6 protein-coding genes are annotated in these 9,997 nt (G+C 64.7%); 5 read left to right on the forward strand and 1 reads right to left on the reverse strand.

Annotation, left to right across the window (positions count from 1 at the left end; genetic code table 11):
* The first annotated feature begins 356 nt into the window (after positions 1 to 356).
* The 4 genes from IEY70_RS20240 to IEY70_RS20255 all read left to right on the forward strand — a co-directional run bounded on the left by IEY70_RS20240 (position 357) and on the right by IEY70_RS20255 (position 7,899).
* Positions 357 to 1,724: a replication initiator protein A gene (locus IEY70_RS20240; RefSeq protein ID WP_189066837.1), complete on the forward strand. Its 1,368-nt coding sequence runs from the start codon at positions 357 to 359 to the stop codon at positions 1,722 to 1,724.
* Between the two features lie 303 nt (positions 1,725 to 2,027).
* A complete protein-coding gene (locus IEY70_RS20245) occupies positions 2,028 to 2,675 on the forward strand; it encodes a hypothetical protein (RefSeq protein ID WP_189066838.1) in 648 nt (215 codons plus the stop codon).
* Positions 2,676 to 2,742: 67 nt separating this feature from the next.
* Positions 2,743 to 4,059 (forward strand): hypothetical protein, encoded by a 1,317-nt coding sequence (locus IEY70_RS20250; RefSeq protein ID WP_189066839.1) that lies wholly within the window; start codon positions 2,743 to 2,745, stop codon positions 4,057 to 4,059.
* 2,184 nt (positions 4,060 to 6,243) lie between these two features.
* A complete protein-coding gene (locus IEY70_RS20255) occupies positions 6,244 to 7,899 on the forward strand; it encodes a UvrD-helicase domain-containing protein (protein ID WP_189066840.1) in 1,656 nt (551 codons plus the stop codon).
* A 1,000-nt stretch (positions 7,900 to 8,899) separates the two neighbouring features.
* Here IEY70_RS20255 and IEY70_RS21355 read toward each other — a convergent pair.
* On the reverse strand, positions 8,900 to 9,124 hold the full coding sequence (locus IEY70_RS21355; RefSeq protein WP_189066841.1) for a helix-turn-helix domain-containing protein: 225 nt from the start codon (positions 9,122 to 9,124) through the stop codon (positions 8,900 to 8,902).
* A gap of 238 nt (positions 9,125 to 9,362) precedes the next feature.
* Here IEY70_RS21355 and IEY70_RS20265 point away from each other — a divergent pair, with 238 nt between their 5' ends.
* Positions 9,363 to 9,929: a hypothetical protein gene (locus IEY70_RS20265; protein WP_189066842.1), complete on the forward strand. Its 567-nt coding sequence runs from the start codon at positions 9,363 to 9,365 to the stop codon at positions 9,927 to 9,929.
* Positions 9,930 to 9,997: the final 68 nt, after the last annotated feature.

The raw sequence follows: 9,997 nt of genomic DNA on the forward strand, positions 1-9,997 counted from the left end.
TCTGCTGACGGGTCTCAAGATTCTCGGAACTCGATTTATCTGAATCTTAAATGCGCTGTACTTAGATACTTTTGGTCTCGAAACGCCAGAAATACCATGCAGTACGCCACTGCCCCGTGCACATACTCCCACTCCGGCCCGGTCATACAGATCGCCACTCAGATACTTTTGGTCCGGGAATGCCAGAAATGCCGTCCAGCGCATCACCTCACTCCAGCATGGTGCTGTCGGACGCACCGGACGCCGGGGAAGCGCCTTAGATACCTTTGGTCCCAAAACGCCAGAAACGCCGTCCATCACGCCAGTGCGCCATTCAGGGTCTACGGGGAGCCCGTATGATGCGGCGCGAGCCCCCCATGAAGAAGATGAAACACGACACCCCCGTCAGGATCGACGAGCGGAACTCGGCCGCACTCGGCATCTTCAGCATGCTTAGCCGCTCCAGCGGCGAACGCCAGCAGTGGCACAGCCAGTTCACCGTCGCGGGCCGCCAGTACGACGTCAGCGGCGAAGCGGCCCGCGGACGACCGCACGGCGCGGACGTGAACATCATGGTCGGCCTCGAAAATCTCTTCCAGGCGCAGGGCTGCCCCACCGACAACTTCGTGCATACCAGCGCCAACGAACTGCGCGAAGCGAGCCTGCTCGCCGCCAACGGCCGCAACCTGCAGCGCCTGCGCGAAGGCCTCGACCGCATCTGGGAAACCAGCATCACCGTCACGCGCGGCTGGCACCTCCCCGACGGCCGGACCCTCGCACACGTCCACAAGACGCGCCTGATCAACGACTTGCGCTACTGGGTGCAGGGCGACCCCGACCCCACCGCAGCAGGAAGCGTCATGGTGCCCGGCGCCACGCTCAGCATCCAGCTCGGCGCTCACCTCGCCGACAGCATCCGGGCAGGCTACACTCAGAACCTCCAGCTGGAAATCCTGCGCCGCATCGAACAACCACCCGCTCGCACCCTCTACCGCCTGCTCGAAGCGCACCGCTACAACCCGGACGGCACGGCCCGCGAAGAACTCACCGTCGACCTCGACAACTGGCGGCACGCCTGCGGCCTGGGCGATAACCGCCGCAGCCGCCACCTGCGGACCCTCGAACAACCCCACGAGGAACTGATCGCCCAGCACTACCTTCAGGACGTCACCGTCGACGAACGCGGCGCCCGCACCACCCTGCTCTACCGTTTCCGTAACCCCGACGCGCCCGACCCGGAACTCGTGCAGATGCTCGTCCGTGCAGGCGTCGCGCAGAACGCCGCCACCCAACTCGCCCGGCAGTACCCGGACCGCATCGAGGCGAGCGTGCGCCTGTCACGCGAACTACAACGCACGTCCACCATCCTCAAGCCCGGCGCGTTCACCCGCGACATCGTCGAGCACCCCGAGAAGTACCCCTGGCCCGAACCGGCCGCGCCCGTCCCCGCCCCGCGCCGCGCCCAGCAAGCTGCCGAGGAGCGGGCCCGTGAGGAAGAGGCCCGCGAGCAGCAGCGCCGCGCCGAACTGGAAGCCGCCGACCCGCAGACCCAGTGGAAGACGAACGCCCCCGCCCTGCGCTTCTATCTGAAGAAAGACCTCACCGCTGCCCAGTGGACCACCCTCGAAGGCGACTGCCTCAGCGGCCAGCGCTCCAGTCTGGAACTCCTCAACACTCTGGTCGCCGCGCAGGCCAACCTCACCCTCCAGAGCGTCATCCACGACCTGAAAGAAAACCTGGGCTGACACGGAATCCGATTGAATGGCTTACAAAGCCGCTGAGTCCGAGCAGACTCAAGAGTGACCGGCACGTCAGTTTTCGATTCATCTCATAAACTCTGTCAGGCGGTTGGGTGCTTCCATAGTGTGTCGGTCAGATTTAGATCGTCTTGCATGCAATTCCACCCGCAAGATGGATTGACATGAGAGGGGATTTCCAAATGAGTGGTGCATTATAAGAATCTTAACTTAAAACTCATAAACCCAAGGTGCACACACCATGAGACTAGGGCGCCAGATGGTTCCCGAACGTCAAAGGAGGTCACCACCATGTCCCAGCTTCCCACCCAGGAACCCCCCACTGGCCCGGACTTCCAACCCGGCGATATCGAGTTCGCACTCGATCAACTCTGCGCGCCACCCAGTCCCGCGCCCGGTGACGTTGCGCCGCCTGTCACGCCCACCCTCGTCCGCTGGAGTGAGTTGCTCGGCGCCATCCCCACCCAGCAGCGCCTGAAACCCATCACGGAGTTCAGTCGCGCCATTCACGAGGGCGTTGTTCAGGCCGCCACGATCACCGAAGAATTCAGCCTCACCTACCTCAACGCGAACGGCAAGGAAGTCGAGTTCAAAGGCCATGAGGAACTGATTTTCGACACACCGCAGGTCCACGCCTGGCTGGCCCAGCAGACCACCGAAAGCACCTACGCCCTGATCCGTGGCGGCGGCCCCGTTGAGGTCACCGAGGAGCAGATCGTGAAGGGTGAACTGGACTTCGCGCGACTCGCCGAGATCCGCCGCATGGCGGCCACGCAGAACCTGCCGGAACGCACCGTCACGGCCGCTGCATCCGCCCGCAAACCCAAGCCGAAAACCAAACGGAAATCCATGCCGAACACCAGTTCGAAAGCCGGTCAGAAGTCCGGGTCTGCCAAGCCGGAGAAGGCCTCCAAAGACACGCCTACGACCAACGAGTAACCCAGCCGTCACGCGGCGCGCAGGAGATCCCTGTGAGGCCTCCCGCGCGCCATGAGGAGTCAGATCCATGGGAAGAATCACCGCCGCCATCAACCAGCTCAGCGTCTCGCTGGCCCTCACGCCCGACGAACGCAAGGCACTCGAAGACCTCTACGACTACGAGGGTGCGTGGACGGAACAGGAAGCCCGCCTGCGCTGCCCGAGGTACCAGGACCTCCTCAAAGCGGGTGTCCTCGTGTCTGTCCGGACCGTGATCGGCACGCTGCACCTGCTCTCCCTCACCGGCCGTCAGGTGCTCTTCCGGAACGCCGCGGGCACGAACGTCGCGCCGCAACGCCACCTCGACCGGGCGTACCTGCGGCTGTGCATGGAGGACTACGGGTACCTGCCGGTAGACGATGACACCAGAGCAGTCCTGAAACCGTTCATCGGGAAGCTGAACCTCTTCCCGATGATCACCCCCCAGGGCGTCGCGCTTGTCGGCGGCGCCATGACCGGCGGAGGCCTCAGCCGAACCACCACCGAGCGTCTCGTCACGCGCCTGAAATCCTCCGCGCTCGCCCACCGGTTCCGCGTGATCCTGTTCACGCCTTCCCTCACCCGCGGGCAGGGTCTGGCGCAGACGCACGCTTCCATGCTCACCGTCATCTCGTACCTCCCCGGCGGCGGTAACGGAGAGCGCGCGCAGCTCACCACCTTCAACCCACGCAGCAGTGAAGAGTACGCCGGTCCCGCCCTCACGCCCATCGTCCGGGACATGTTCGTCCGGAAGCACCCCGGCCTGTTCCCGCAGCAGACACTCACCCTCCTGGGAGAGCGCCGCGCCGACCGCATCGAGCAGTTCAAAACGGACCTCCAGGTGGACCGCGTCATCAGTGCCGAGCAGCTGCGCCGACACTACTTCCTGTCACCGAACGACCTGAAGAACGTCCGGTACGTCGAGGCGATCATGCACCCCGTCCACGGTCGCGTCAGCCTGGAAATCAAGACGCGCTTCTACCTCGCGGGCGCGACCCTGCAACGCCAGGACGATAACGTGCTCGCCCATTACGCCGGAACGGGCGAGATGCGCCGCATCATGAACGTCCCGGCCGACGAGAAATTCGAACTCAGTCCGCGCCGAAAACTCGCGCGGGATGATCCGGACGCGGTGTTCCAGAGCCCCTACGGACCCATCGCATTCGAGTACGACAGCGGCAGTTACAAGCTGGAACACGTGCAGTCGAAGTTCGAAAGTTTTGTGCAGCAAGACTACCTGCGGACCATCTGGGGAACGGCCAATCACAACCGCGTCCCGACCATCGAGAAGATCATGCGGGAAGAAGAAGGCCTCAAGGGGCAGGTCATCCTGAGCGAGTGGTGGCGTGCCATCCCGTCTCCTTGATCACCTGGAGCGCCTGTCAGACCGTCCCGCCCGGGGGTGCAGATCGCGCCTCCGGGCTTCTGTTGCGCCCTTCCGACAGAAGGGGTGCAGACCCCATGAGCCCACCACATTCCCCTTCCATATCACCCCTGGTCGCCACCCTGAGTTCGGGCAGCGGGACTGGTCTGCTCGTGACTCCTGAACGTGAGATTTGGCCATCCGGTCAGACGACTGGAGCACCTGTACCTCAATGACTACTGCGCTGAACCGTACCTGCAGTTCAGAGAACTGACGGACGTGCTCATCTCCGGCCGTCGCGGCAGCTCTGTGGACGAGGTAAACCAGACCCGGATGAACGTGATCGGCCGGGTCAACTTCGGCGTGCGAAGCGGGTCGGAAAAGAACCTGATCTTCACCTGCCCTGCCCGCCCCGGACGCATCTTCAAACTGCGTCCCTGGCCAGAGTCAGCACACCATCGGAGCGGTCACTCATGGACCGTTCCGGCTGACTGTCGCGGCCCCCTGCGCGGCGAGATCGGAGGGCTACGGAACCGTCATGAGGTGCGCCGGATGTGCAACTGCTCTGCTCACCCGCTGGGGAGTCTGGGCGTGCCGTCCAGGCGGGTTCACAGTTGCCTGAGTTGTTCAGTTACGGGCAGACTGCTCCGGACGTGCCACCTGCCCTGACGATGGACGTAGGGCGTGACGATCAACGCTGATGTTCCGCGCTGACGGCGAGAGGGTCAGGCACTCGACTTCATCCAGACATGGCGTGCGCCCGCGCGGCGAATGATGACCTCTCAGGCGTCGTCGCTGGGCGTACCGTGACCACTGCCAAAGCGACTACCAAGGCGGACGATGCGTGTCCCCACGGAGGCGCGCATCTGCCAGGGCAGGGCAGTCAATCCGGCACCCGGATTATCCACTCGGCAGGCACGCGAACAGTCGCGCCCGTCGTGACAACTGACAGCCTGGTTCCGGAAGGGTTCAGGGATCAGGAATGCAGGTGGTAAACGTACGGATTCAGAGTCGGAACGACTCACGAAAACAGCGGCGACACCCGGCTTCGGAACAGTGGGTCACGCATCCGTCAGAGTGATCCGGCGCGTTCCCCGAAGGTGCGTTCTACCCTTGGTAAATCTCCGTGAAACGACTCCGTATTCTGGAGCGCAGAACGTTCTGGGTACACGCGCAGACAGCACAGCCAGGAAGCAAATCAGAGTTCTGAAACGCAGGGTCCCGAACGTGCAGATTCAAGGTCCGCGGGACTCTCGAAAACAGCGGCAACACCGGGCGTCGGAACAGCACTATCGGGCGTGCGTCAGAGTGATCAGGAGTGTTTCCCGAAGGTGCGTTCTTCCCTCAGCAAACCTACGTGAACTGACTCCGTGTTGTGGACAGCCAGGCGTGCCGGATAGCGGTTCGGGATACGGGGATCAGAAGGGGTTCAGTGACCCTGGGCGGACACCTGTAAACCTGCACATTCAGGATAGGTACGTTGCCCAGACTGACCTGATCCAGCGCGTTCTGCTCCGGCGTCGCCGTGGAGTGGTTCAGGTTGCTCGGACACCCGCAGATCGCGGCGCGACAGGAGACCGAAACGGGGATAGCCGAGGTGATCCGGCACGTCCTCCGAAGGCGCATTCCGGACTCAGGCAATCGTCTGACGACCTCCCTGGGTTGGGCATCGGACCGTGCCAGATCGCGAGTTGGGAACACGGGTGACCAGGGCATTCCCGGCCCATCTGCGCCGGGGCTGGCCAATCCCCACGCTCGTATATTAGGCATCCTACCCCCTCTATTTTGGGATATTAGATTGAGGGACAGGGCGGCCACCCCCTCATCTTTTGGTATAAAGTCCGAATCTCTCGGAGAGTAGGGGTGCCTGGGAACATCTGGGCCTCCTGGGCGCTGGCAGGCCATCTTGCCCTTTCCTGGCCGGGTCTGTGGGGTGCTCTGGCGTCGGCTCTGGCAGTGGGGTACGTGGGTCTTCCGGGGTGCGGCGCGGGTGGGTGTGAGGGTCGGCGCGGCGCGGCGGTGGGTGTCCGGCGGAGCGGCTGGCCTGGGGTGCGGTGCGGGTGGTCTGCTCTGGGGTCTGCGGCGGAACTGAGAGACGGTGCGTTCCTGGCATGGGGTCTGCGGCGGCGCGGGGGGACGTGGAAGATCACCCGACCAGTCACCGCGCTTCGCGCGGCCAGGGGAGGCATGACAGGAATCGCAGAACCGGGAGCGTTGTTCGGGGTGGGTGACATTCACGCGGGCGTGTTGGGTGGGGTGACGTTCGATCCGGGCGCGGTGGTTCGCTCGCTCCGTCCGGGGGTGGACGCGGAGCAGGTTCGCGTGGCGCTTGGTCGGTTCACGCCGCAGCAACTGAATGTGATTCATCACGTCGTCAATTCGGCGCGGAACGTGATGGTCGTCGCGAAGGCCGGCAGTGGGAAGTCCACGGTCCTTCGGACGGTCGCGCAGGTGTTGCCGGGCGGGTTGGAGGTCGGGGCGTTCGCGCTGAACCGGTCGATCGCGCAGGAGTTGCGCGGCGCACTCCCGAGGGACGTGCAGGTGTCCACCTTCCATGCGTTCGGTCGGCGGCTCGTCGAGGAGCACTGCCCGGTGCAGGCGACCTTCGCGGAGTGGAAGCGACTGAACATCGTGAAGTCGGTTCTGAAGGAGGCGGGCGTGTACTCGCGCGGCGTGGCGAAGTCCCTCATGACCCTGGTGCGTCTGTCGATGGTGCACATCGCCAACTCGTCGGAGGCCGTCCTCGCTCTCGCGGCGGAGCAGGCGTTCGAATTCCCGGACAGCCTGGACGTGGTCGGTGCGGTCCGCACGGTGCAGGACCGGGCGCTCGCAGATTTCCGGGAGCGGGGTCACTTCGATTACGACGACATGCTGCACCTCCCCCTGAAATTGGGCTACGGCTTCGAGTCGCTGGACGTGGCGCTCGTGGATGAAGCGCAGGACTTCTCCCGACTTCAGCACCGGCCGGTCCGGCACGTCGTGGGTCGCCGGGGGCGTGTGGTGTTCGTGGGCGATGACTCGCAGGCGATCTACGGGTTCAGCGGCGCGGACAGGGGCGGACTCGACCGGGCGGCGCAGGTGTTCGACGCGGTGACCCTCCCGCTGACCGTGACGTTCCGCTGCCCGGCCTCGCACGTGGAGTTGGCGTCGGCGTTCAGTGACGGCATCGAGGCGGCGCCGGGCGCGGCGGACGGCGAGGTGCGGCGCGTGACGGAAGAGGACCTGCTGGGCGAGTTGCGTCCCGGTGATCTGGTGATGTGCCGGCGCAACGCACCGATGCTGAGTCTGGCCATGCGGGCGGCGCAGGAGGGCGTGCCGGTTGAGGTGCTGGGGCATGACATCGTCAAGGCGATGGAGGGGCACGTGCGCCGCTGCTTCGCGTACTCGTTCGCCCCGGATGAGGTGGAGGGTCGCCTGCACGAGTACGGTATGAGTCTGCTGCAGGCTCACGACGCGTCGGGTCTGCGCGGCAAGGTGCTGCGCCGAGCGGTGGAGGCGGACGTGGACCTGCTGTCATGCGTGGCGTCGTTCGCGGTGGAGGTCGCGATCCTCGCCGAGCGGCGGGGTGCTCGCGCGTCGGGTGAGGACGTCATGACGCTCGTGCGTTCCTTGTTCGTGACGAAGGGTCCGGCCGTGCGGATGTGCACGGTGCACAAGGCCAAGGGGTTGGAGGCGCGGCGGGTGGCGCTGCTCGAAGCGGACGAGGTGATCGACGCGGGCCGCGCGGGTGAAGGTGAGGGGGACGCGGCGGTCGCGTTCGTGGCCCTGACCCGCGGGAAGGAACTGCTGTGGCTCGTCCACGGTTCGCAGGCGGAAGACTCCCTGCCGGACGCGGACGAGTAACGCAGACGAGTAGCGCAGACGACACGAAGCTGGGTGTGAGAACATCACCCGACCAGTCACCGCCTGACGGCGGCAGGAGGAGCGCATGATCAGAGCCAGAGTGGATGTCCGTGACCTGATGACCCTGCGCGCCGCGGCGTTGCAGGTGCAGGCAAGACGCGGCGCGCAGTTCGCGCCCCCCGAAGTCATACCCGCCTCTCCCTCACCCCGCCCCGTGAAGCCCGGCCCGGCCCCGGTCGAAACGGCACCCGTCACGCCAGCGGCACCGACCCGCCCAGCGGCGCCCCCACCCGTCGCACCTCCCCCTGTTGCGCCGCCCCCTGCACCGACGCCCGACGTTCATCCCGAGGACGCGGCGGGCGCATGGATGGACGCGGATGCGGGCGTGCCGGATGACCTGCTCGACCACCTGGCCGGACAGGGCGGATGGGAAGCGGAGCACGCGCCGGACCCGCAGGACTTCGGGGGGCGCACGGAGTCCCGCGCCGCACCGACACCGCCCGCTTCTTCAACACCGCCCGCTACCCTGACGCCGGAGGCTGCGGTCCCTTCTTCCACTGCCCCTTCTTCACCCGCCGCGCCGGAGGAGGATGCGTTCTCGCTGCCGGACTTCACGGAGGGCGCGCCGTCCGGTTCTGCGGTCAAGTCACCCTGGCTTTCGGGGAGCAGGTCAGTTACTCACCCGGACCGAGATCCACGCGGCGGCTCTGGCAGCCTGGAATGCTGCGGGCGTCACCGAGGTGAATAATCACGGGTTCACATCGGCACGTAGGCCGGTTCGGTTTTCGGAGGCGTTCCAGACGGTCGTGGCTCACTCACGCAGGGTAGCGGGGGACTTTCGCAGGAGATTTAGTGGAAGAGCTCGTCAGATCACAGCGCCGGTGTGCCGCCTGACCATTGATCCGTTGCTCGCTCTTCAACTCCTGATTCCTGAACTCACGTCAAGATAAGAGCCTGGCCCTTCGCGGCTGATCTGCCCTGTTTTCCGGGGGTGTCCGGTTCAGAGCAGGTCCCGGAGTGTGAGTCCCAGGCCCTGCGCCAGGACGTGCATGTTGTCCACCCCGACGTTGCGGCGGCCCACCTCCACCTGTGCGATGTATGACCAGGTGATTCCGCTCGCCTCGGACAGGTCTTCCAGGGTCATTCCCTTCTTTTGACGTTCTTCTCGGAGACGTCGCCCGAAGGTCAGCCGTGATTCTGTTGGCCCCTTGTTCGTTTTGGCCATGTGCTCAGCGTGGCGGCACGGCGTTCACTCGACCATTCACTTTAAGTCATATCAATTAAAGCCATGCTAGTCTGCTGTTGCCTGGGCCCGTGCCCATCCCCTGGCGTCCTGTCCTCCAGCAATGCAGGGGCCTCGCGTCTCCTCAGGGCGTCGGCAGCGCAGGCGTGCAACGCGCGGTGGCAAAGCAGAGGCAACCGTCCAGCAGAACATTCTCTCGTGCTCTCCAGGTGCAGAACATATGCTCAATCACTTCGGTTACATGCGGTCCGTCTTCAAGAACCCCAGCCATGGCGCCACCGGATTCCAGTCCAGTCTCCTGATGACCCGGCATGGCACCCAGTCCATGGTCCAGTACGCCCGGGAGTATGGTCACTGGCTGACACCGGCGCCGGTCATCGGTACGCAGTGGCGTCACACGTTTGTGGCAGATGGGTTCGCCGTGGCACCGGAGCGCCGGATCGGCAGAAAGACCGGACCGTGGGCCTCCGAGCATCAGACCTATGACAAGGGCTGGGTCAATGGCTACACGAACGCGGTCAGGCAGTCAGGTCAGGAACAGATAGGCTGGTGGTTTCACCGGGAGCGGCCGGTCCACAGGCGCACCGGACTCACGCCCATCGCCATCCGGGGGCTGTTCGCCCGCAGCGAGTGGGACGACCTTCCCAGCTACAGCAATCTCCAGGAGCATTCCATGGTCCTTCTCACCTGGGTTGAACACAGAACCCTGTGCATCTACGCCGTCGAGCTGAAGCAGGAAACGAACGAGCAGAGACCCATGGAAGTCATCTGGCAGGAACGCCGCTAAGTACAACGCACCAAAGAAGTAGACTTGGGCATGGCCCGTTCCCATCGGCGCATTGAGATTTCGGAAGA

Source organism: Deinococcus seoulensis, from assembly GCF_014648115.1.
Taxonomy (GTDB): Bacteria; Deinococcota; Deinococci; order Deinococcales; family Deinococcaceae; genus Deinococcus; species Deinococcus seoulensis.